Source organism: Butyrivibrio proteoclasticus P6B7 (assembly GCF_000622085.1).
GTDB classification, from domain to species: domain Bacteria; phylum Bacillota; class Clostridia; order Lachnospirales; family Lachnospiraceae; genus Butyrivibrio; species Butyrivibrio proteoclasticus_A.
Genome location: NZ_KK211395.1, coordinates 112,647 through 133,706 on the forward strand (window position 1 = coordinate 112,647; position 21,060 = coordinate 133,706).

23 protein-coding genes are annotated in these 21,060 nt (G+C 36.9%); 22 read left to right on the forward strand and 1 reads right to left on the reverse strand.

Features of this window, described 5'->3' with window-relative positions:
- The first annotated feature begins 124 nt into the window (after window positions 1-124).
- From T541_RS0117060 to T541_RS0117070, 3 genes are all read left to right on the forward strand, one after another.
- Window positions 125-868, forward strand: a complete 744-nt coding sequence (locus tag T541_RS0117060; protein ID WP_026653776.1) for a DUF5672 family protein — start codon at window positions 125-127, stop codon at window positions 866-868.
- A gap of 118 nt (window positions 869-986) precedes the next feature.
- Window positions 987-1,940, forward strand: coding sequence for a glycosyltransferase (locus tag T541_RS20190; protein ID WP_197025187.1), 954 nt, complete (start codon window positions 987-989; stop codon window positions 1,938-1,940).
- A gap of 91 nt (window positions 1,941-2,031) precedes the next feature.
- Complete coding sequence (locus tag T541_RS0117070; RefSeq protein ID WP_026653778.1) at window positions 2,032-3,129, forward strand: TDP-N-acetylfucosamine:lipid II N-acetylfucosaminyltransferase; 1,098 nt, start codon at window positions 2,032-2,034, stop codon at window positions 3,127-3,129.
- Window positions 3,130-3,139: 10 nt separating this feature from the next.
- On the opposite strand, the gene T541_RS0117075 is transcribed toward T541_RS0117070, so the two are convergent.
- A complete protein-coding gene (locus tag T541_RS0117075) occupies window positions 3,140-3,736 on the reverse strand; it encodes an acyltransferase (RefSeq protein ID WP_242840798.1) in 597 nt (198 codons plus the stop codon).
- A 331-nt stretch (window positions 3,737-4,067) separates the two neighbouring features.
- Here T541_RS0117075 and T541_RS0117080 point away from each other — a divergent pair, with 331 nt between their 5' ends.
- From T541_RS0117080 to T541_RS0117170, 19 genes are all read left to right on the forward strand, one after another.
- Complete coding sequence (locus T541_RS0117080; RefSeq protein WP_026653780.1) at window positions 4,068-5,621, forward strand: acyl-CoA carboxylase subunit beta; 1,554 nt, start codon at window positions 4,068-4,070, stop codon at window positions 5,619-5,621.
- Between the two features lie 8 nt (window positions 5,622-5,629).
- Window positions 5,630-6,268, forward strand: coding sequence for an acetyltransferase (locus T541_RS0117085; RefSeq protein WP_026653781.1), 639 nt, complete (start codon window positions 5,630-5,632; stop codon window positions 6,266-6,268).
- Between the two features lie 24 nt (window positions 6,269-6,292).
- Complete coding sequence (locus T541_RS0117090) at window positions 6,293-6,934, forward strand: acetyltransferase (protein ID WP_026653782.1); 642 nt, start codon at window positions 6,293-6,295, stop codon at window positions 6,932-6,934.
- Window positions 6,935-6,943: 9 nt separating this feature from the next.
- Window positions 6,944-7,819 carry an ACP S-malonyltransferase gene (gene fabD / locus T541_RS20195; RefSeq protein ID WP_034467796.1) on the forward strand — a complete coding sequence of 292 codons (876 nt, stop codon included), beginning with the start codon at window positions 6,944-6,946 and terminating at the stop codon, window positions 7,817-7,819.
- 17 nt (window positions 7,820-7,836) lie between these two features.
- Entirely contained in the window at window positions 7,837-8,487 is a 651-nt protein-coding gene (locus tag T541_RS20200; RefSeq protein ID WP_051538330.1) for an MBL fold metallo-hydrolase, read from the forward strand.
- Window positions 8,480-9,235, forward strand: a complete 756-nt coding sequence (locus T541_RS0117105) for an SDR family NAD(P)-dependent oxidoreductase (RefSeq protein WP_242840799.1) — start codon at window positions 8,480-8,482, stop codon at window positions 9,233-9,235. The genes T541_RS20200 and T541_RS0117105 overlap by 8 nt, the downstream gene beginning before the upstream one ends.
- Before the next feature lie 23 nt (window positions 9,236-9,258).
- Window positions 9,259-10,008, forward strand: a complete 750-nt coding sequence (locus T541_RS0117110; RefSeq protein WP_242840800.1) for an SDR family NAD(P)-dependent oxidoreductase — start codon at window positions 9,259-9,261, stop codon at window positions 10,006-10,008.
- A gap of 42 nt (window positions 10,009-10,050) precedes the next feature.
- Complete coding sequence (locus tag T541_RS0117115; RefSeq protein WP_026653786.1) at window positions 10,051-11,121, forward strand: ketoacyl-ACP synthase III; 1,071 nt, start codon at window positions 10,051-10,053, stop codon at window positions 11,119-11,121.
- Window positions 11,122-11,124: 3 nt separating this feature from the next.
- Window positions 11,125-11,361: an acyl carrier protein gene (locus T541_RS0117120; RefSeq protein WP_242840801.1), complete on the forward strand. Its 237-nt coding sequence runs from the start codon at window positions 11,125-11,127 to the stop codon at window positions 11,359-11,361.
- 40 nt (window positions 11,362-11,401) lie between these two features.
- On the forward strand, window positions 11,402-12,463 hold the full coding sequence (locus tag T541_RS0117125) for a 3-oxoacyl-ACP synthase III family protein (RefSeq protein WP_026653788.1): 1,062 nt from the start codon (window positions 11,402-11,404) through the stop codon (window positions 12,461-12,463).
- A 15-nt stretch (window positions 12,464-12,478) separates the two neighbouring features.
- Window positions 12,479-12,970, forward strand: coding sequence for a 3-hydroxyacyl-ACP dehydratase FabZ family protein (locus tag T541_RS0117130; protein WP_051538331.1), 492 nt, complete (start codon window positions 12,479-12,481; stop codon window positions 12,968-12,970).
- Between the two features lie 10 nt (window positions 12,971-12,980).
- The gene (locus T541_RS0117135) at window positions 12,981-14,486 is read left to right on the forward strand and encodes an L-fucose/L-arabinose isomerase family protein (RefSeq protein ID WP_026653790.1); all 1,506 of its coding nucleotides are present in this window, start codon (window positions 12,981-12,983) and stop codon (window positions 14,484-14,486) included.
- Window positions 14,487-14,530: 44 nt separating this feature from the next.
- Complete coding sequence (locus tag T541_RS0117140; protein WP_026653791.1) at window positions 14,531-14,770, forward strand: acyl carrier protein; 240 nt, start codon at window positions 14,531-14,533, stop codon at window positions 14,768-14,770.
- Window positions 14,771-14,794: 24 nt separating this feature from the next.
- On the forward strand, window positions 14,795-15,628 hold the full coding sequence (locus tag T541_RS0117145) for a transketolase (protein WP_026653793.1): 834 nt from the start codon (window positions 14,795-14,797) through the stop codon (window positions 15,626-15,628).
- Window positions 15,621-16,598 (forward strand): transketolase family protein, encoded by a 978-nt coding sequence (locus T541_RS0117150; protein ID WP_026653794.1) that lies wholly within the window; start codon window positions 15,621-15,623, stop codon window positions 16,596-16,598. Before T541_RS0117145 ends, T541_RS0117150 begins: the two co-directional genes overlap by 8 nt.
- Window positions 16,599-16,664: 66 nt before the next feature.
- Window positions 16,665-18,080: an AMP-binding protein gene (locus T541_RS0117155; RefSeq protein WP_034467799.1), complete on the forward strand. Its 1,416-nt coding sequence runs from the start codon at window positions 16,665-16,667 to the stop codon at window positions 18,078-18,080.
- Entirely contained in the window at window positions 18,073-18,792 is a 720-nt protein-coding gene (locus T541_RS0117160) for a thioesterase II family protein (protein WP_026653796.1), read from the forward strand. The genes T541_RS0117155 and T541_RS0117160 overlap by 8 nt, the downstream gene beginning before the upstream one ends.
- Window positions 18,782-19,870 (forward strand): acyl-protein synthetase, encoded by a 1,089-nt coding sequence (locus T541_RS0117165; RefSeq protein ID WP_026653797.1) that lies wholly within the window; start codon window positions 18,782-18,784, stop codon window positions 19,868-19,870. Before T541_RS0117160 ends, T541_RS0117165 begins: the two co-directional genes overlap by 11 nt.
- Entirely contained in the window at window positions 19,854-21,059 is a 1,206-nt protein-coding gene (locus tag T541_RS0117170) for an acyl-CoA reductase (protein ID WP_026653798.1), read from the forward strand. Before T541_RS0117165 ends, T541_RS0117170 begins: the two co-directional genes overlap by 17 nt.
- Window position 21,060: the final 1 nt, after the last annotated feature.

A 21,060-nucleotide genomic window follows, 5' to 3' on the forward strand; every position in this document is an offset into this window, starting at 1 on the left:
TTTGTAGCATATTTACAGGTAATAATTGCATGCACTTCCTGATATTATATATATCATTTCTATTTTAGTATGGAGTGTTGAAACAAAGCTATTTTAGCTATGCGTACTGATTAGGTGGATTGAATTGAAAATAAAAGATAACAAATTAGTTATAGTGATACCAATGTATAAGTCAATACTATCTTCTAATGATATGCTATCGCTTAGAAGCATAGATAAAAACAAGGGGGATTGTGATGTTATAATTGTTGCACCTGAAGGGCTTAGCGTTGAAAGTGTGCCGTTTGAGAAGTATTGCTATGAATACTATGATAAATCATTTTTTAGAAGCGCAGATACATATAGTAAATTGTTGATGGACAAATCCTTTTATGAGCGTTTTTCAAAATATAGCCATATTCTTATAATTCAATTAGATGCACTACTATTGAAGAAGATTGATTCAAATTTTGATCACTATCTGAAATACGATTATATTGGAGCTCCGTGGGAGACGCCTGTATGTGGATATTGTTGCTTTTTTAAAGGGATGAGTAAAATAAAAAAAGCATTAAAACCAAAAGAATTATGTGTTGGGAATGGTGGTTTTTCGTTAAGAAATATATCTGCATGCTTAGCTTTATTAGAAGATCACAAATATGCTAGAAAAATATGGAATACTGGCGAAGATGTGTTTTTTTCATATTATGGAGCTCTTGAAGAATACTTTTTGATTCCAAACAAAGAGATTGCTTCCTCATTTGCAGTTGAAAACCAAATAGAGGTTCATATTGATAGTGGTGATATTCCGTATGGCATACATGCATTTGAAAAGAATGCTAGAGAAACCATAGAAGAACTTATAACAATATCGCTAATGTCAAATTGAATTTACAGAGAAATAGAGAGATTTTTATAAAAGTGTATAAGAGTGCCGGGTGGCTACATAAATTTGTAGAATATGTTTAGTGTTTTGGGATGTACTTGGTATATGGAGAATGTTCGAATTGGAAAAATGGTCGGAAAGTAATATTGAAGTATATGCACCTATAATTCTTTTTGTATACAATAGGCTTGATAAAACAAAAAAAGTAATAGAAGCATTAAAAAGGAATCCAGAATCAGAAAACTCAGAGTTAATTGTTTTTTCAGATTTTCCAAAAAAAATGGAAGACTATGATTCTGTTGAAAAAGTAAGGGAATATATTCACAAAATAACGGGATTCAAGGCGATAGAGATAATTGAGCGTGATGAAAATTATGGCTTGGCTCGAAGTATTATTGAAGGTGTGACTTATGTTTTGAGTAGATATAAACGAGCCATCATTCTTGAAGATGATATTATTCCAAGTGTAGTTTTTTTGGATTATATGAATAAAGCATTGACAAAGTATCGTAATAATAAGGATGTAATGGAAATATCCAGTTACATTGAACCCATTTTTTCTGAAGATTTACCACAATGCATGTTTGTTAAAAACTCCTATTGTTGGGGGTGGGCTACTTGGGAAGATAGATGGAAATATTTTGACAAGAGTCCTTTAAAGGCTTGGAAGAATATGACTTTGTGGGATAGATATAGATTTGATGTCGAAGGGGCTAATGGAAAATCATGGCAATTATATGATAATGTTGTGGGTACGCTGGATACATGGGCTGTATATTGGGATTATTCAATATATAAAAACAATGGTTATGTTCTAGTTCCAAGCAAGTCTTTAGTAGAGAATGCTGGGCTTGATGGAAGTGGTGAACATCAAGCTGATAATAGAATTAGTGGAAATGATTTGATGAATCAAAAGATTACAGAATTTCCAGATGTTGTTAGCGAGAATAGAGTATTACGAAAACGCATTCATGACTGGCACAAACAAAATAGTGTAGATATTTATAGACGTATTTACCATTTTTGTATAAGACTAGTAATTGGAATTAGAAATATTAGAAAACTTGTTATGTGAATTTGCAACGCGGTCAATCATGTGGACATATTCTATGAATGCTACAATTTCGAGAAATTGAAATCTGATGAAACAAAAGAGGATATTTTTGATGCTTATAGTACATATAGTTACTAATGACAAATTCACCCATGGGTATATTGATTATTTAAAACATAGTTTTTCCAGCTATGAGCAGTATTTTTTGGTATCTGCATGGAGCTGTTCTAATGATGTATCTCTTTGGAATAGAGAGAATTTTGATTTTGAAAATGTTATTAAATATGACAGACTATGGGATTTATTATTTGATAAAAAAATAAGAAGACTATTATCGGAAGCAAACAAAATAATAGTATCCGGTATATTTGGAATAGAGAAAGTATATTTTTACTTTCCTAGAGCTATTTTTGAAAAAACATACTGGCAATTCTGGGGAGGCGATTTGCGAAAATATAATTTTTTACAGAGTAATGGTCTCTCTGAATCAATCATGAGACATAAGTTTATCTCATGTTTGAGAAAAATTAGATGCTGTGTTTTTTTATCAAAAACTGAATATTCTTCTTTTTACAAAATGTATGGTATAGAAAAAAGATGGATTGTTGCAGGAGTTCCACATGGTCAAAACGAGGAATGGGATGATTATTCGGTATTTAATGATGATGGATATATTGCTGGACAGCGTCCTGTGAGAGTTTTGGTGGGGAATAGTGCTACGAAAGATAACGACCATATTAGCGTTTTTAATGAGTTATCAAAATATAAGGATGAGAACATTGAAATATATTGTCCAATAGTGTATGGCGATGAGAATTACAAGTCACGAATAAAGGAAGTAGGTCAAACAATTTTTGGCGCTAGATTTATTCCAGTTACTGACTGGATGAATTTGTATGACTATTATTGCTTTCTTGGGAAGTGTGATATTGGGATTTTTGCGATGGAGCGTCAGCAAGCATTAGGAAACATAACCCCTATGTTTAAAATGGGAAAGAAAGTATATCTAAAAAAGAAGGGACAGAATTTTAAACACTTTAGTGATATGTTTGGTTTTTCTATTCATTGTTTTGAAGATATTAAGGGCGAATCCTTTTTGACATTTTCTACGCAATCATTAGACGAAAAAATGACAAATATAGAAATTGGAAAAAAATTCAATGTTATGGAAAACTATAAACAAGAGTGGGGAATCTTGCTTAGCGACTAATATATTTCAATTAGTAAGTTTTATTACTAATTGAAATACTAGTTTGCTCTTTTTCAAGGTCAAGGAGTTTCTTTGTTCTTTCTTTTATATACTTGCATGGAATACCGGCATAGATCCCCCACGCAGTAAGCGTATTTTTGACAAGAGACATGGATCCAACTGCTACACCTTCTTCTATAGTAACGCCCGGTAATACAGTACTACCACTACCAATTATTGCATGCCTCTGGATATGAACAGTTCGTTCGTCTTGATTAGTTAAAGAGGCATCAACCATTGGACCAGTAAGAGATTGACCGGAATAATCATCACTCTTTGAATAAATAGTGCATCTAGAAGAAATGTTAACAAAATCATCTATAATAATATCTTTTGATCCAGAAAACAATGAACTATATGCAGCTATATGAATATAGTTGCCGATTTGTATTCTCCCTGATAATAGACAAAAATCATCAATCCTTACATTATTACCTATTGATATTTGTGACGCGTCATAGAATGATGCTAATCTGCTGATAAGGACGTTCTTTCCATACTGTTTAAAACCAATATTCTTTAATTCTTCTTCACTATAAAAACTTCTATACATATCATTTCTTTCCATTTTTATTGAATCTCTCATATATAACAGGGACAATGTGTCCACTACTATATCACTTATTTATGTGTCTTACAAATGTTTTTTCATTGTCAAGATTATTTATTAGTCTTACGAATATGGCATTTTTGTTTTGAATATATAATCCAAGCATTTTTTGAAATCAACTTATTTTTTTTATTTCACAATCCCAGCATCGTTCGAATTGATATTTCACGTTAATTGATTTATACTTAAAAAAGTTTATGTCAGCGGGGAAACGCATAGTATTTTTGTCTATTTGAAGAACGACATGTTTTGAGAAAAATGATAATAAAAAAAAGGGAAAGAGCAAATCATGTGGGATTCAAAGTATACCAAGGAGTTACAACAAAATAGAGAAAAAGCTCTGCTTGGTGGTGGAATAGAAAAGCAAAATCGCCAACATGAAAAGGGCAAAATGACAGCCAGAGAGCGTATAGCTTATCTTTTTGATGAGGGCACCTTCCAAGAAATTGGATCACAGATTGAATCTAGATTTACAGAATTTGGAATGTCAGAAAAGAAACTTCCTGGTGATGGCGTCATTATTGGCTTTGGTGAAATAGAAGGCAGGCAGACTTTTGTGGCGGCTGAAGATTTCACGGTAATGGGTGGTACTCTAGGAGAGCAGCATAGTAAAAAGATAACCAGAGTCCTAAAAATGGCTTTGGAAAGTAAGGCACCGTTCATCACTATCAATGATAGTGGTGGAGCCAGAATAGAAGAAGGCATTGCAGGACTTGACGGGTATGGCGAAATGTTCAGGTGCCATACTGAAGCGTCTGGCAAGATTCCTCAGATAGCTGTGATCATGGGGCCATGTGCTGGAGGAGCATGCTATGGGCCTGCGTTATGTGATTTTACATTCATGGTAGAAAAGACAAGTCAGATGTTCCTTACGGGACCGGGTGTAGTAAAAGCTTTTCTTGGTGAGGAAGCTACGATAGATGAACTAGGTGGAGCTGCTATGCATGGAAGTTCTAGTGGCGTTTCACATTTTGTTTATTCGGAAGAAAAAGAGTGTCTTGATGGAGTGAAGAGACTTCTAAGTTATCTTCCCAAAAACTATAGATCATTACCACCAAAGAAAACCGGTAAAGCTAGAGATTGTTCAGGTAAACTTCAAGACATAGTACCTGACAATCAGAGATTGCCTTATGACATAAGGCATGTTATTGACTGTTTCGTAGATGAAGGCAGTTTCTTTGAATCTCAGATAAATTTTGGTAAAGCAATGGTTGTTGGCTTTGCAAGAATGGATACTGAAGTCATTGGTATCGTAGCAAGTCAGCCTGAGTATTGTGGCGGTGCTATTGATATAGATGCAGTTGAAAAGGCTGCGAGATTTGTGCGTTTCTGCGACTGCTTTGGGATTTCACTTCTGACGCTTATTGATGTTCCAGGATTTATGCCGGGGAAGCGTATGGAACAGGGAGGAATAATTAGGCGCGGAGCAAAACTTCTTTATGCATATTGCGAAGCATCGGTTCCAAAAGTTAGTCTTATCCTCAGAAAGGCTTATGGCGGATCTTACATCGCAATGAACAGTAAAGGAATGGGGGCAGACATTGTTTACGCTTGGCCAATTGCGCAGATAGCTGTAATGGGTGCAGAGGGCGCTGTTGATATAGTGTATAAACATGAACTCCAAGCTGTAAGTAATGAAAGAGACAAGAAAGAACTCCGAGATAAGAAAATTGATGAGTATAACAAGAGGTTTATGTCTCCGTACATTGCAGCAAAGCTTGGAATAATCGATGAGGTCATAGCTCCAGAAGAGACTAGAAGAAAAATCCGGTTTGCTTTTGAAAGCTTGAGTAGTAAAGAACGTAAACCATTATCATATATGCACGGCAATATTCCGTTATAAGGGGTGAAATGAAGAGTATTGTAATAATGGGGGCTGGAGAGCTAGGAAAAGAAGTACTTTGGCTCATAGAGGATATTAATAAAATAGAGCCTACATGGCTTGTGTTGGGATTGTTGGATGATACTAAAAAAGTAGGCGAAATAGTAGGTGGCTATCCAGTATTAGGTGGAATGGATCATCTGGAGGATTTATATAAGACAAATGATTGTTATGCCGTAATAGCATTGCAGAATGGAGCTGATAAAGCAGCTATAGCTGATAAGCATAAGGATTTCAATAGGTGGGCTTCTATAGTTCATCCTACTGCGGTTATTGCGCCTCAATCCACACTAGGAGCTGGGAGCATAGTTTTTCCTCAAGTTACTGTATCCGTTGATAGCATGATTGGAAAACACAGCCTTCTATACATCCATGCAATTATATGTAATGACTGTAAGCTGGGTGAATTTACGTCAATTATGAGTGGAGTCAGTCTTGCAGAGCATGTAACAGTAGGAACCAAAAGCTATCTATCAGCAGGATGTGATGTTTATCCACATGTGACAATCGGGCAAAACTGTAAAGTGGCAGTAGGAGTAACTGTAAACGAGGATATGTCTGATGGCTCTGAGAAAAAGCAAAAGAATGGATTTTTCAATAAATACTGATACTTAATAATCTATGGGGGAGAAATGCAGGATATTATTATTTATGGAATAGGCGGCATGGCTAAGGAAACTGTCTATTTGATAGAGAAGATTAATAGTGTAAAAGAAAATTTCAAATTTGTGGGATTTTCTGTGGATGATACCTATTTCAGCGACAATATGCAAGTTTTAGGATATCCTGTATTTAAAAGAGAATGGTTAATAGACCATAAAAATGATGTTGTATGTGCGTGTGGCATAGGGTACCCAAAAGATAGAAGAGCGGTTATGAACAGCTTGGAAAAAGATGGCGTAAGATTTACAACGCTTATTCATCCTACTGCGTCAATTATAGATAAGAGCTTGGTTGGTAATGGAAGTATAATTGGAGCCTATTGTTCAGCATCAGTGGATGTTAAGATTGGAAAAGGTGTGTTTTTAAATGGAGATCTGGTAGCTATAGGTCATGATGCAGTGTTAGAAGATTACGTGACATGTTTTCCAAAAGCTCAGATATCAGGCGGATGCGTAATAGGAGAAGCAGCATTGATTGGCTCATTGTCATACATTCATGAAAAAAAGAAAGTGGGAAGAGAAGCTGTAGTGGCACCTGGAAGTATTGTGATGCGAAATGTGAAAGATGGCGTTCATGTTTTTGGAAATCCAGCTAAAGTTGTGAATATATAGGGGGAGAGTATGATAAATGCTTTTTTGTTCCCAGGTCAGGGATCACAAGAAATTGGAATGGGTAAAGAACTATATGAGACTCTTCCGAAAGCAAAAGAGATACTAGATGAGGCATGTGATGTGCTTGGTTATGATTTAAAGCAACTCATGTTCGAAGGATCTATAGAAAAACTGACTGATACGCAATATGCTCAACCGGCTATTTTTACTTGCTCCGCAATGTATCTTGAGAAGGCAAAAGAGCTAGGTATAAATTATGATTATGTTGCAGGGCATAGTCTTGGTGAGTACAGTGCAGTGTATGCTGCAGGAGTATTTAGTTTTGGAGATTGCTTAAAACTAGTTGACAAGCGTGGGAAAGCCATGTCTAAGCAGAATGGAAAAGGCACTATGGCTGCAGTATTGGGTCTGACAGAAGATCAGCTAGAGAAGTATTTGATCGGAAATGCTGTTATGGCAAATCTGAATACAAAGACTCAGATAGTTATATCTGGAACAAATGAAGATATCGACAGAGTTGAAGATAATCTGCAATCTATGATAGATGCAGAGGAGATAAAGCTAAGGCGTCTATCAGTTTCTTCGGCGTTTCATAGCCCGCTTATGGTTGAAGCGGCGGAAATGATGCAGAGTGAACTTGAGAATGCAGTATTCAATGTGCCAAAGTGTTGGATAGTACAAAATGTAACAGGAAAACCAACAAAGGACATAGAGGAAATAAGATCAAATCTTATTAAACAGATTACCGGACAAGTAAGATGGTATGATAGTATTTTAGGGCTTAAAGATGTCGGGGTTGAGCAATTCTATGAAGTTGGTAATGGCGAGATCTTGAGAAAGATGAATAAAGCTATTACTATCAGACCTAAATGTTTGTCTATTTGAGGGGATTATGGGGCTAGATGGAAATAAAGACTGTTACATCAGATATATTTAATTCAAATATGTACATAATCTCAGATAGGGGGCATGCAATAATAGTTGACCCATGTCGTGACTTAACTGATTTTGATGAATCATTGGTTTATGATTGGATATTTCTCACACATGAGCATTACGATCATATAAGCGGTGTTAAATTATGGAAAGAGAAGTCAAAAGCTAGAATTATGTGCAGTCATTCATGTGCAGAGAATATTATGGATTCAAGGAAAAACCTTTCAAATCATTTTGATGCATTTAATGAGTTGCAAACATTCTATCCTAAATATGAGGGCGAAAAAATAGAGGGATTCACTTGTGAAGCTGACGAGTTTTTTACTGAATGTACTTCATTTGAATGGCAAGGACATGAAATTGAAATGATGGAGTGTCCAGGGCATTCTAAAGGGAGCATATTGATTATTATAGATAATCAAGTTCTATTTTCAGGAGACTCTTTATTAAAAGATTATCCTACTGCATGTCGTTTTCCTGGGGGAAGCACAAAACAGTGGAAAAAAGAAGGCATTCCTATCATAAGGTCGTTGGATAAAGAATTAATGGTATATCCAGGGCATTTTGGAAGCTTTTTATTGAATGAAAAGCTATTGAAGGATGATGATTATGTATGACTTTAAAGGAAAAAATATATTAATAGTTGGCGCATCGTCAGGAATTGGGGAGAAGACGGCATCAGTGCTGGTTGATAGTGGTGCGCGCGTTGTTTTGGTTGCACGTCGTGAAGATAAAATGAAATGTATATGTGATGAGATAGGAAGAGAAAAATCATCATATTATGTAGCAGATTTTTCGAAGATAGATGACATTAAGGGAATAATTGACAGTATAGTAAGAGAAAAAGGCAAGATTGATGGCTTAGTTTATGCAGCAGGTATTGGGGAACTAATGCCAATTAAGCAGATGACGTATGATAAGATGCTAGAGATATTCAATATTAACTTTTTTGGTTTTATTGAAACAGTGAGAAATGTTTCTGCCCGGAAGAATCATAATAATGGTCTTCGTATCGTGGCAATTTCCTCAGTAGCATCAGTTCGAGGGCAAAAGGCAAATACAATTTACTCTGCCTCAAAGGCGGCAATTGATGCATCGGTAAGATGCCTGGCCAAAGAGCTGTGGGATAAGGGAATTGTTCTTAATACAGTGCAGCCCAGCATGATAAGGACTCAAATGTACGAAGAGTTTTTAAAGACATGTGGAGAAGATAGTGATGGAAATCAGCAGTTGTTAAAGATGCAATATGCTGGAATTGGTGAAACGACTGATGTTGCAAATGCGATAGCTTTCCTGTTATCACCAGAAGCACGATATATTACGGGAACATCTCTGCCTGTTGATGGAGGCTATACCAGTTCATAGTGCGTTTAAAGGAGAGAATAACATTGCGAGATAAACTGTTTCTTGTCGTTGGAGCATCGTCTGGGATAGGCGAACAGACTGCGATAAGCCTGAATCAATTAGGCGCTAGAGTAATACTGTTAGCAAGGCGAGAAGATAGGCTAAAAGAAATAATGACCAGGATGGACAATAATGGTAATGCCTATTATTGTTTTGATGTTTGTTCGATTGATCAAATAGATGGATTAGTAAAGAAGATAGTTGAGAAACACGGCAAGCTTGATGGAATGGTTTTTGCTGCCGGAATATCAGATGATTGTCCATTGCGAACGTTGACATATCAGAGAGAATTGGAAGTTTTCAACACTAACTATTTCTCATTTGTGGAGTTTGTTAAGCTTACAACTAGGAAAGGCAGACATAATAATGATATGCGAATAGTAGCAGTATCTTCACCTGCTGCTGATTACGCGAACAAAGCACATTCAACATATGCTGCATCGAAGGCGGCAATGAACGCTGCTATGCGCTGTATGGCAAAAGAACTAGGACCAAGAGGAATTTGTGTTAATGCTGTAGCGCCAGGCTGGACTTTAACTGATATGACAGCAGATTTTATAGAAATGAATGGTGAACAGAGTGAAATTGTAAAAGATCTGTTTAAGAGGCAGTATTTGGGAATGGGAAAGCCTGTTGATATTGCAAATGCGATATGTTTTTTACTGTCACCAGAAGCTAGATTTATTACAGGTACTGTTTTGAATGTTGATGGGGGATATTGCGGATCTGAATGACGTAAATTTTGGATTCAAGATTGTTTTAGGTATGGAGGCTACATGAGAGCAAAACTAGATAACATTAGCATCGTAGGGGTTTCAGCAGCGGTATCAAATAAATGGACTCCATTGCTTTCTTTTCAAGATGAAGATTTAGATGAAAAGACGATTAAAAAGTTTTCTAAACAAACAGGTGTGATCGGTCGATATGATGCTGGTGAAAGACAAACTTCTGCGGATTTGTGTTATTCTGCAGCAAAGGAACTGATTACTAGTAAAAATATCGATGTACACGAAATTGGAGTGGTGATTCTTGTTACCCAAACGCCTGATTATAAATCTCCATCCTCGGCTTGTGTTATTCAAGGTCGTTTGGGACTTGATGATAGTTGTTTGGCCTTTGATATAAATCTTGGATGTTCAGGATACACAAATTCTATTATGGTGGCTGGCAGTTTACTTAAAAGTGTTGTAGATAAGCCGTTAGCGTTGCTGCTATGTGGCGACACTTGTGCAAAAGGAAGAGCTGGTTATTATAATTCAAAGACATCCAATGCTTCAAAAATGCTGTTGGGAGATTGTGGAACAGCAACACTTTTGCGTGTTTCACCTGAAGAATGCAAAATTTTAGCAGCTTCATATACAAGAGGGACAGAATTTAATAAGATTATTTCTCCATATTTGGGATTCCGCCACCCTGTTATCAAGGATGATGGAAAAGGTGAGGATCGAATGGATGATATAGAGGTTTTTAACTTTGCTACAACTGAGGCTCCAAAGGTGATACAAGAGGTTATGGCTAGTGCTGGTGCAACACCAGATGATTATGATTGCTTGGTACTTCATCAGGCAAATCTAATGATTATGAAGCGTATAGCAAAGCTTACCGGTTTCAGTGAAGATAAATTGTTGGTGTCAATTGACGAATTTGCAAACACTGCATCGGCTACAATACCAACAACATTAGTAAAGAAGTATGGTGAAACTAATCAACATAAGGCGTTAAGATGTCTAATGTGTGGTTATGGCGTTGGATTGTCATGGAGTGCGGTGGATTGTTTAGTAAATGAAGATGATATAATTCCATTGGTACATACAGATGAGTACTTTGATGATGGATATTATGAATAATTTATGAAAGGAAAAGAAAAAATGACAGAACAGGAAAAAATCGCTTTATTGGAGGAGACACTTGATGCAGAGGAAGGAAGCCTTAAGGCTGATATGGAATTAACAGAGGTTGAAGAATATGATTCCATGGCTAAGTTGTCTATTATAGTTATGATGGAAGATGAATTTGGAAAGAAGTTGTCTGCTGATGATGTACGTGCATTTAAGACTGTAGGGGATATATTAAAGTGGATGGAATGATTAAATCAGTAATTCATTATCATAAACTGGGGAGATTTATATGGATGGCGAAAGAGTGTTAAGCAAAGCTAGGATAGTTGCACTTTCTACGGTAATACCAGAAAAGAAACTGAGCTTACAAGAGTTGGCTGAGCTATATGGAGATGATTACATCGAAAGAATAACAAAGTCAACTGGAATAAAGGAAGTGACAGTGGCAGCGGAGGATAAGACGAGTGCTGATTACTGCTATGAGGCAGCTTTGAAAGTGCTTAAAGAAACAGGATTAAGTCCCTCAGATATAGATGGACTTATTTTTCTATCTGAGACGCCTGATTATATTATCCCTAATACAGCAGCTATTTTACAAGAGCGTTTGGGACTGCCTACTAATTCCGTTAACTTTGATATGCGATTAGGATGTGCAGGCTATGTATATGGATTGTTCCAAGCATCAATGATGATAGAATGTGGATATTGTAAAAATGTTCTTTTTTTGGCGGGCGATACCATGTCAAAATATACAAATGTACATGATCGTTCATTGAAAATGGTTTTGGGTGATGCTGCTAGTGCAACACTTATTTCAAGAAGTGATAATCCCACGCCTAGTATGTACAATTTTTTTGTAGATGGAAGTGGAGCGAATAGTATTATTATTCCTGCTGGTGGGTGCCGAATGCCAATAAAACATGGCGTGACAGATGTTCTTGAATATGATGCTGATGGAAATGGAAGAACTCTGGAAAATGTTTGTATGAATGGTATGGATGTGATGGTTTTTGCTATCAATCAGGCCCCAAAACTAATTAATGGGCTACTTGAAAGCACAGGATGGTCTAAAGATGATGTTGGACTTTTTGCATTACATCAGGCAAATAAGATAATAGTAGATAGGATTGTTAAGGTGTTGAAAATAGATAAAGATAAAGCACCATTCAATATAGAGGATACTGGAAACTGTGGTTTTGTTTCTATACCTTTATTACTCAGTACATACTATTCCGGAATTAACAGTGATCTTAATAAAGTCATAGCGTGTGGTTTTGGAACAGGTCTGATTGCTGCAGCTGCAGCACTTGATCTTAGTCAAACTAATATAATTAAGACATTTTCAGTATAATGAAAGGGAAATTCTATGAAAGAACAATTTGAGCCAATTTATAATCTTGGAGCATATGAGATTCAACAATATCAACAAAATAGATATCCACTGTTGTTTATCGATGTTGTTGAGGAAGTTAGACCTGGGGAGTATGCTAGGGCAAAAAAGAACTTTTCTTATAATGAATGGTTCTTCCCAGCACATTTTGCGGATGAACCGAATGTTCCAGGATTTGTGCAACTTGAGTGCCTTGCACAGACGTTCATTATGACATTTCTCACATTTCCAGAGCATAAAGGAAAAAAGACTGCTTTTTTAAATGTTAATAATTTGAGCATGCGTAAACAAATAGTTCCTGGGGATACATTAATAATTGAAGCGCACTTGAAAAGTTTTAAACGAGGAATAGCTATTGGATATGTCGAAGGTAAAGTAAATGGAGAAAACGCTTTGTATGTAGATATAAAAGTCGGATTACCAGATGTGATGAAGGCATATATTCCAAAGAGTGCTGAGAATAAATAAGAGGTAAACGATGAAAAATGTTCCTGATATAAAGATAGCAATTATTGTAGGAAGTACGGATTGGCTTCCTTCTGATATTGCAATTGAAAACAGGCAGAAACTAGTAAGATCATACGTTGAGAATTATGGTGACGAGTGCATATATGAATGTCCTATATGCTTAACAGATAACGAAGTTAGTATAAAAAGGGCAATGCGTGATGTCGTTAAAGCTGAATGTAATGCGATATGCCTCTATTTCGCTAATTATGGACCTGAATCCGCAGGAACACTACTTGCAGAAGAGTTTGATGGTCCGGTTATGCTTTTGGCAGCAGCCGAAGAAGGTACAGAACCATTTTGTATTCAAAGAACAGATGGAATGAGTGGGTTCAGTAATGCTTGCTACGCTCTTAAACTCCGCGGCACTAATGTTTTTATTCCACCAAATCCAGTTGGTACAATAGAAGAATGTGTGGAAATGATTCATGAATTCATACCAATTGCTAGAACCATAATTGGTGTAAAAGACTTGAAACTCATTACTGTTGGACCTCGGCCTACGAGTTATTTGGCTGCTAGTGCGCCTAAACATCTATTTTATGATATGGGGATAGAGGTATCAGAGTATTCAGAACTGGAACTTTTCGACTCATATAAAAAACATGAGAATGATGGTCGTATCAGCAAAATAGTAGCTGAGATGGAAACTGAACTCAATGAAAACAAGATGTTAGATATCTTGCCTAAACTAGCGCAATATGAACTCACAATGGAGGATTGGATCCGTAACCATAAAGGCAATCGTAAATATATAACGGTGACAAGCACTTGTTGGCCTGCATTTCCGGTTAATTTTGGTTTTGTTCCGTGTTATGTGAACAGTAGAATCACAGCTAAGGGGATTCCTATTGCTTGTGAAGTTGATGAGTATGGTGCGGTTTCAGAATTTATTGGGCAATGTGTGAGTGGAGATGTCGTTACTATCCTAAATATTAATAACAATATCCCACAGTCAGTTTTTGAAGAAAAGATTAAGGGAAAAGTATTTAACGGGAAAAAGTATGATATAGGGGATTTATTTCTTGGATATCATTGCGGTGTAACACCGGCATGTCGCTTATCTGGTAATAGGCTTGAATACCATTTCGTTAATCAGCAGCTTATCGGTGAGGAAAACTCTAAGGGAACAATACAAGGAATCATTAACCCAGGAGCAGTTACTCTTTTAAGAATTCAGGGAACTAGAAACGGAAAACTTGAGGCGTATGTAGCTCAAGGACAGATCCTACCTGTGACAATGGATACGTATGGAGGGCAGGGAATAGTAGCAGTACCAGAGATGAGACGTTTCTTTAGAAATGTTATCTTGGAAAAACAGTTTCCAAATCACTGTGCTGTATTGTTTGGACACTATGCTAAACAGTTAATTAGTGTCTTGAGACAATTGGGAATTGAGGATATTGAATATAATCATCCTAAAAATCATCCGTATAGAACAGAGAATATATTTAGTGATAACGTCGATTGGTATTAATACTTTGTGACAGATAATTAATTTAAAGAAAGGATAAAATAGATATGAATAACAGAGAAAAGTACAATAATGCATTTATTGAGAGTCTTGATGTGGAGGAAAGTCAGCTTGCTGGACTAAAGTATCAGGATGTTCCTGCGTGGGATTCAGTAGGACATATGGGACTAGTAAGTGAGATTGAGGATGCATTTGATATTCAGTTTGAGACTGATGATATTGTGGATTTTAATAGCTATGAAAAGGGCATTGAGATTCTTAAGAAGTATAGTGTTGTGATAGAGTGATTATAGCGACAAATGGAGCGGGAAATGCAGGATAAAAACGAAGTTATTGGTTCACTTAAGGAACATGCTAAGAATATCAGAAAAAATTCTCTGTTGATGGCAAATAGATGCGGTACTAATGCCCATCTGGGTGGGGGGCTTTCTTTAGTTGAAGCGTTAACCGTTCTCTATGGTGCGGTAATGAATAGCAAGGATTTACCTTACGATGAAAAAGACAAGTTTATCTTGAGTAAAGGACATGGAGTTCTTGGTTTTTATGCTGCATTGGCTGAGTTTGGCATCATAGATAAGGAATTGCTTGATACTTTCCTTCAAGACGGATCAGATCTTATTGCGCATCCTGTTATGAATACAGATCTTGGCATAGAAGCTTCGTCAGGAAGCCTTGGTCAAGGGATCTCAATGGCGATAGGTCTTGCTTTATCAGCAAAGCGAAAGGGATATTCTTATCAGACCTATGTATTATGTGGAAACGGTGAATCAAATGAAGGCTCGGTTTGGGAAGCATGTATGTCTGCTGTGAATTATGAGTTAGATAATTTCACTTTGTTTCTCGATAATAACCATATGCAAAGTGATGGGACAAGCGAGAGCGTTATGAACATATCAGATAAGTATTCAGGTATGTTGGATGCCCTAGGTTTTCAAGTAATTGAAATTGACGGAAATGATATAGAACAGGTTTATGATGCCTTTCTGATTCCTCATCAGAAGGGAAAACCAAAAGCTATTATTGGAAATACTATTAAAGGAAAAGGTGTTAGTTATATGGAAAATAATAATGACTGGCATCATAATCGTTTGACAAATGAGCAATTAGAATCTGCTCTTGCAGAAATTGGGTGGCACAATGATTGAAATAAAAAGAAACAAGGTAAAGCTATGGTCACGTCTAGGTGCTCGAGCTACTTTTGGACAAACTATATTGGAACTAGCAAAAGAAAGAGATGATTTTTTTGTGACATCAGCAGATTTGGCACAATCATCAGGATTAGTCAGATTTAAAGAGGAATTTCCGGAACGCTTTGTTAATGCTGGAATCGCTGAGCAGAACATGATAGGTATAGCAGCTGGGTTGGCTAAGGACGGAACTAACGTGTTTGCTACTTCTTTTTCGCCATTTGTTACTATGCGTGCATGTGAACAAGTTCGTATGAATATGGGATACATGCAGTTGAATATAAAGACTGTTGGACTTGGAAGTGGGCTTATAATGTCCCAACTTGGAAATTCTCATTATGGTATAGAGGATGGTTCGGTTATGAGAGCTATTCCTGGAATGACTGTTGTGAATCCTGCTGATGGAGTAGAAATAGTTAAGATGGTGGAGGCTTTATGCGATTTTGAAGGCCCTGTATATTTACGATTGACAGGTGGGCCTGGTCTTCCAGTTGTATATGAGGACGATATAGACTTTCAAATTGGAAAAGCGATAAGGGTAAAAGATGGGAAAGATATTGCCATTATCGCGTGTGGCACAATGGTCTACTATAGCAAAATTGCTGCAGATATATTAGAGAAAAAGGGGATTAGTGCGTCTGTTATTGATATGCATACGATCAAACCACTTGATGGCGTAATGGTGGATAGTGTGTTGGGGTCAAAACTGATCGTAACAGTGGAAGAAGCTAGTACAATTGGTGGACTTGGTAGTGCTGTTGCTGAGTATATATCGTTAAAGAAGAATAAGCCGCCTCAGTTAATGGTTGGAATTAAGGATTGCTTTCCGCATGCTGGAAGTTACCAGTATTTACTTGAAGAATGCGAATTAACTGGTGAACAGATAGCGATAAAAATAGAAAAAGCATTATTCGATGCAGATTATTGAATCAGTGTATAAGTATTATGTATGGTGTCCGATATTGTTTTATGGTTTTTGGCTGAAGGGAAATAAATGAATAAGATTTGGAACTTAGAAAAGTACAAAGATTGCGAAGCGTTAATTGATGAAAATGGGAATGTAGTTACATATGAACAGTTAAAAAGCCAAGGAGAAGATTTGATAAAATCAATCGGAGAACGTTGTCTTGTTTTTTGCTTGTGTAGAAATGAGATAGGTTCGATTGTGGGGTATGTGTCCTTTATCAATAATGGAGTTGTTACTGCGCTTCTTAATAGTCATTTAGAGGAAAAACTGTTAGAAAACCTGTTAGAGAAGTACAAGCCATCGTTTATTTGGGCACCAGAAGATCAGATGAATCAATTTGAGGGACTAGAGTCTGTTTATGAGAAGTATGATTATGTGCTTTTGAAAACAAACTATTCTAAAGAGTATTCGCTTTACAATGAATTGGCATTACTTCTTACGACTTCAGGTTCGACAGGTTCGCCAAAGTTCGTTAGACAATCATACACAAACATTCTTGATAATGCCAGTTCTATTGTTGATTATCTTAAGCTGGATAGTTCTGAGAGGCCAATAACAACCCTTCCGATGAATTATACATATGGTTTATCAATAATAAACAGCCACTTGCTGGTTGGAGCAACAATACTTGTTACAGACAAAGGATTGATGCAGAAGGAGTTTTGGAACTTCTTCAAAGAAGCAGGTGCAACTTCTTTTGGTGGAGTGCCTTACACATATGAGATGCTTGATAAGCTACGTTTTTATAGAATGCAACTTCCGAGTTTAAGAACTATGACGCAGGCTGGAGGAAAGATTACTCCAGAACTACATGAAAAGTTTGCAAAGTATGCTGAAGAACAACACAAAAAGTTTGTAGTAATGTATGGACAGTGCGAAGCTACTGCACGAATGGGATATCTTCCACCCGAAAAGGCAGCTGAGAAAAAGGGCTCAATGGGAATACCGATTCCAGGTGGAAAATTTACGTTGATAGATGTCAATGGCCAAGGAATTACCACTCCACATACCACGGGAGAATTGGTATATGAAGGAAAAAATGTAACGCTTGGTTATGCTGAAAGTGGAGAAGATCTTATTGAAGGCGATGAAAGACACGGCGTATTAGCTACTGGAGATATGGCACAGTTCGATGAGGATGGGTACTATTACATAGTTGGACGTAAAAAAAGATTCCTCAAGATTTATGGGAACCGAGTGAACTTGGACGAAATAGATAGACTTATCAAAGGTGAGTTCGAGATAGAAGTTGCTAGTTCTGGTGTGGATGATCACATGTACATATTTATAACAGATACAGGTTTTGCAGACAGAGTAAAAGATTTTGTGGTTTCTAAGACAAAACTGAATCCTGCTGCATTCAAGACTATTGTTATTGATGAGATTCCCAAAAATGATTCAGGTAAAACTCTTTATAAGGAATTAACAAAGTACTATGCCTAGTATAAAAAAGCAACGTAAGAGGATTTTTTGTTTTACTTATGCAGGTGGAACATCGGCATTTTTTAATCAGATAGAATTAGACCTCAAGGGTTATGAGCTTGTTAAACTCGAATATGCAGGGCATGGAGTAAGGCATAAAGAACAAGTTTATGATAGCTTTGATTCATTGGCTGATGATATGTTTGAGCAGATAAGAGACAATCTGGACAACGATTATGCACTTTTTGGATACAGTATGGGAAGCATAAGTGCGGTAGAGGTATTGAAACGTATTATTGACAGTGGATTGAATCTTCCAACTCACGTTTTTCTTGCGGCACATGAACCACATACCAAATCTGAGTTGCTTGGATATATGGATGATGAAGCGGATGAGTGGGTGAAAAAGAGAACTATAGAGTTTGGTGCTGTTCCAGAAAAGTTGCAGAACAACAAGGTATTCTGGAGAACGTATCTTCCACTCTACCGAGCAGACTATACCATAATTGGAAAATATAATTTTGAAAAACTTGGATTTAGTACAACAATTCCTGGCACAGTTTTTTACTCTGATACCGATACTCCCCGAAGTGAAATGGAGCAGTGGAAGAGGATTTTTATAGGCGAATGTGAGCTTAAGAGGTTTGAGGGAAACCATTTCTTTATTCAACAGCATCATGATGAAATGGCTGAGATAATCAGACAAAGAATGGAAATGAAGAATGACATTTGAAGACATTATCAGCATATCTCCTTATTCTCTTGATAGAGAGGATAAGGAGAGTTTGCTTACAAGCAGATTAAAAGAGTTGACCAAGCTCCATATGGATAGTTGTCATGAATATAGACGCATGATGGATGCGGTAGGGTTTGATGTAGAGCATGTTAAATCCTATAAGGACATCCCTTTTCTTCCAGTGCGTCTTTTTAAAGAACTTGATTTAAAATCTGTTTCGCAGGAAGACGTTGTGAAAACTATGACATCTTCAGGCACGACAGGGCAGGCGGTTAGTAAGATATATCTGGATCGCAATACTTCAGCGAATCAACAAAAGACAATGGTTAAGATTGTCTCAGAGTTTACTGGAGCTGGAAGAATGCCAATGATTATTATTGATTGCCCTAGTGTCATAAAGAACAGGGCAATGTTTTCTGCGCGTGGAGCAGGAATTCTTGGCTTTTCGATGTTTGGAACCAAGAAAGTATATGCTCTCGATGATGATATGAAGTTGGATGTTGAAGGGCTGAAAGAATTCCTTGAAAAATATCAAGGACAAAAGATTCTTTTGTTTGGATTCACATTCATGATTTGGCAGCATTTTTACAAGGAACTTGTCAGACTGAAGGATGCAGGTGTTACATTTGATTTATCAGATGGCATTCTTATTCACGGCGGTGGTTGGAAGAAATTGATTTCCGAAGCTGTAAGTCGAGATGAATTCCACGCTAGATTGAAAGAAGTGTGTGGTTTGGAGCATATACATGATTACTATGGCATGGTTGAGCAGACCGGATGCATATATATGGAGTGCGAGTGTGGTCATTTACACGCCAGTGTTTTTTCTGATGTAATTATAAGGCGAGCTATTGATTTTAAGGAATGCGAGATTGGAGAACCTGGCATTATCCAGGTTGTATCAACTATTCCTGAATCTTATCCTGGTCATAGCCTTCTTACTGAGGATGAGGGGGTTATTCTAGGTGTGGATGACTGCCCATGCGGAAGAAAAGGTAAGTACTTTAAGATAAATGGAAGACTTAAAAATGCAGAGATAAGGGGGTGCAGTGATACTTATGCAGCTAAATTCTAAGGTGCTAGATAAAGTTACGTTTTTGACTGGATCTGCTGATGATGTAATGAACCTTCCTGAAATCAGAGCATTGAGTCCTTTTGATGACAACGTAATGGTTTTTCTCAATGATGTTTCACGAGAACTCATGGGAAACAAAGAAGTAAAAGCTTACCCTGATGTTGTTACATTCGCTTTTTGGATCAGGAAAGGCTCTTTGTTAAAGCTTAAGGAGCGTTTTAAAGATAAAGATCAGATGAGGCTTGGGAAGGGTATTGCATTTCATATAGCACCTTCAAATGTACCGGTGAATTTCGCATATTCGCTTGCGGCTGGACTTATTTTAGGAAATGCAAATGTCGTAAGAGTTCCGAGTAGAGATTTTGCACAGGTTAAGATGATTACTGATGCATTTAATAAAGCTCTGGAGCAACATGAGAGTCTGAAATCATATTTGCTTTGCGTTAGATATGAAAGAGATTCTGAGATAAATGACTTGTTTTGTGCTATTTCAGACATGCGAATAGTTTGGGGAGGAGATCAGACTATTTCCGAGCTTCGTAAGTCACCACTTCCTCCTCGCTCGGGAGAGATTACTTTTGCTGACAGGTATTCTTTGGCAGTTATTGACTCTGATAGTTACATGACAATTGAAGATAAGGCCCGTGTGGCGGAAGATTTTTATAATGATACTTTTTTGACTGATCAAAATGCTTGTACAAGCCCGCGTATTGTTGTGTGGACAGGAAAGCAGATTAATGAGGCAAAAAAGATTTTTTGGTCCGAGGAGCACAAATTGGTTGAGAAAAAGTATACCTTCCAACCAATTCAGGCGGTTAATAAACTGACTCAGGTATACATTGCTTCTACAGCTATGAATGGTGTAAAAGTAGAAAATCACGAGGATAATCTTATTGTAAGAATTAGTGTATCGGAAATAAATGAGAATCTTATGGATTATCGTGATAATAGCGGTTATTTCTACGAGTACGATTGTAAAGATATTATGGAACTTATTTCTCTTTGTAATGATAAAAGATGTCAGACTATCGGATACATAGGCGATAGAAATATGTTTGTGCCGCTTATTTTATCTGGTGTTAAAGGAATTGATCGTGTTGTTCCTGTTGGAAAGACTATGGATTTTGATTTGATCTGGGATGGATACAATCTGCCTGCTATGCTAACAAGAACAGTAGCAATGGTGTGAA

Excerpts from the sequence above, each read along its gene's own strand:
- T541_RS0117075 (WP_242840798.1), bottom strand. The coding sequence starts at position 3,736 with ATGGAAAGAAATGATATGTATAGAAGTTTTTATAGTGAAGAAGAATTA.
- T541_RS0117080 (WP_026653780.1), top strand. The coding sequence starts at position 4,068 with ATGTGGGATTCAAAGTATACCAAGGAGTTACAACAAAATAGAGAAAAA.
- T541_RS0117140 (WP_026653791.1), top strand. The coding sequence starts at position 14,531 with ATGAATAACAGAGAAAAGTACAATAATGCATTTATTGAGAGTCTTGAT.
- T541_RS0117155 (WP_034467799.1), top strand. The coding sequence starts at position 16,665 with ATGAATAAGATTTGGAACTTAGAAAAGTACAAAGATTGCGAAGCGTTA.
- T541_RS0117120 (WP_242840801.1), top strand. The coding sequence starts at position 11,125 with ATGAAAGGAAAAGAAAAAATGACAGAACAGGAAAAAATCGCTTTATTG.
- T541_RS0117090 (WP_026653782.1), top strand. The coding sequence starts at position 6,293 with ATGCAGGATATTATTATTTATGGAATAGGCGGCATGGCTAAGGAAACT.
- T541_RS0117115 (WP_026653786.1), top strand. The coding sequence starts at position 10,051 with ATGAGAGCAAAACTAGATAACATTAGCATCGTAGGGGTTTCAGCAGCG.
- T541_RS0117145 (WP_026653793.1), top strand. The coding sequence starts at position 14,795 with ATGCAGGATAAAAACGAAGTTATTGGTTCACTTAAGGAACATGCTAAG.
- T541_RS0117135 (WP_026653790.1), top strand. The coding sequence starts at position 12,981 with ATGAAAAATGTTCCTGATATAAAGATAGCAATTATTGTAGGAAGTACG.
- T541_RS0117170 (WP_026653798.1), top strand. The coding sequence starts at position 19,854 with ATGCAGCTAAATTCTAAGGTGCTAGATAAAGTTACGTTTTTGACTGGA.
- T541_RS20200 (WP_051538330.1), top strand. The coding sequence starts at position 7,837 with ATGGAAATAAAGACTGTTACATCAGATATATTTAATTCAAATATGTAC.
- T541_RS0117130 (WP_051538331.1), top strand. The coding sequence starts at position 12,479 with ATGAAAGAACAATTTGAGCCAATTTATAATCTTGGAGCATATGAGATT.
- T541_RS0117085 (WP_026653781.1), top strand. The coding sequence starts at position 5,630 with ATGAAGAGTATTGTAATAATGGGGGCTGGAGAGCTAGGAAAAGAAGTA.
- T541_RS0117125 (WP_026653788.1), top strand. The coding sequence starts at position 11,402 with ATGGATGGCGAAAGAGTGTTAAGCAAAGCTAGGATAGTTGCACTTTCT.
- T541_RS0117070 (WP_026653778.1), top strand. The coding sequence starts at position 2,032 with ATGCTTATAGTACATATAGTTACTAATGACAAATTCACCCATGGGTAT.
- T541_RS0117105 (WP_242840799.1), top strand. The coding sequence starts at position 8,480 with ATGTATGACTTTAAAGGAAAAAATATATTAATAGTTGGCGCATCGTCA.
- fabD (WP_034467796.1), top strand. The coding sequence starts at position 6,944 with ATGATAAATGCTTTTTTGTTCCCAGGTCAGGGATCACAAGAAATTGGA.
- T541_RS0117160 (WP_026653796.1), top strand. The coding sequence starts at position 18,073 with ATGCCTAGTATAAAAAAGCAACGTAAGAGGATTTTTTGTTTTACTTAT.
- T541_RS0117150 (WP_026653794.1), top strand. The coding sequence starts at position 15,621 with ATGATTGAAATAAAAAGAAACAAGGTAAAGCTATGGTCACGTCTAGGT.
- T541_RS0117165 (WP_026653797.1), top strand. The coding sequence starts at position 18,782 with ATGACATTTGAAGACATTATCAGCATATCTCCTTATTCTCTTGATAGA.